Source organism: Paenibacillus sp. NRS-1782 (assembly GCF_050467685.1).
Classification (GTDB): domain Bacteria; phylum Bacillota; class Bacilli; order Paenibacillales; family Paenibacillaceae; genus Paenibacillus; species Paenibacillus terrae_A.
The window spans coordinates 1-1,321 of record NZ_JBITPH010000111.1; the positions used below are offsets into that span (position 1 = coordinate 1).

Genomic DNA, 1,321 nt, shown 5'->3' on the forward strand with positions numbered 1-1,321 from the left:
TGGTTTGGTATCAAAATATAAATGTTTCCTGTTTGATACATTTGTTTCCTATCCGTTTTCTGTTTTGAGTACAATTGGAAACGGGAAAATGCTTTATTTACATAGAGAATCATGAGTTTGTTTCCATGTTTCCTGTTTTTTTAACTCTTGAGAGAAATATATAAATAATATTTGATCGAATATTATGTGCTGGTGAGGAGTGTATATATGATAAGGAGTGCTCAAAACTGGAAACATGGAAACAACTTTTAAAAATCCGCTATTATATTGGAGAAATTGAAGTGAAGATAGGAATTGATCGTCATAAAGTTGGAAACAAACGGACGGAGAATAGGAAACATGTTTGTATACGAGTTTATATGGTGGGCTTGTCAGCCCGTAGAGAGGAAGTGAAGGAATTGAATATATTTGTTCAGCCATGAATTTTAGAGTAAAGGGATGATTGGAGTTGCGAAAGTGAAACTTAATAAGCCGCAATGGGGTTGGGTGTGGGAGGGGAAACGGCGGCAGCAAATATTTGTCCGAAGTGCAGCTCAAGCGAAACGAAGGAAAATATTTGGAGAGTTTCCCCTATCCCACAAATAGATTATATATACATTCAGCAGAATTCATACACGTAATCAAGTCATATTATTAACTGGCTAGGAATATCGTTTTAAAACTTTCGATTTTCAGGTTGAAATTTAACTTGCTAAATATAGACTGATATCAGCAAAATTTTAAACCACATGAATTAGAGAAGTTGAGCTTTCAAGTTTGAGTGTGTCACGTGACACAATGTGAAAATTTAAAAGTACATATTACACACGGGAACTCTGGCTATGAGCAAGGGTTCCTTTTTCATTTTGGAAAGGAGAAATCAGGATGATGATATTGTTACTAGCATTAGCTATAGAAATCTGTATTTGGCTTAGCATATTCTTCACTGTAATTCTGAATGAGAGAAGAATGAGCCGGATTGGAAATCGAATTCGTAAACGTAGAAATGCCCATACCATACATAAAAAACGCCAGAAACAATGAGAAAGTTGTAGACATAAAGGAGCAAATTTTGTAAATGAAATGGATGAAATTGAAAATAGATCAACTGGTACATGCTGAATATAATCCAAGGAAGGATTTAAAAGCGGGTGATCCAGAGTTTGAAAAGATCAGGAATAGTGTCCTCGAATTCGGTTATTGTGAACCGATTATTTGTAATAGCGATTATACCATTGTAGGAGGCCATCAACGTGCTAAAGTGTTGAAGGCACTCGGATACGATGAAGTTGATTGCGTCTTAGTCGATGTGAATAAGTCGAAAGAGAAAGCCCTGAACATA

Annotated in this window: 1 protein-coding gene; it reads left to right on the plus strand. The window is 35.7% G+C overall.

Going from position 1 to position 1,321, the window contains the following annotated elements; translation table 11 throughout:
• Positions 1 to 1,057 precede the first annotated feature (1,057 nt).
• A partial coding sequence (locus ACIFQM_RS24870) for a ParB N-terminal domain-containing protein (RefSeq protein ID WP_430066407.1) occupies positions 1,058 to 1,321 on the plus strand: 264 nt, incomplete at its 3' end.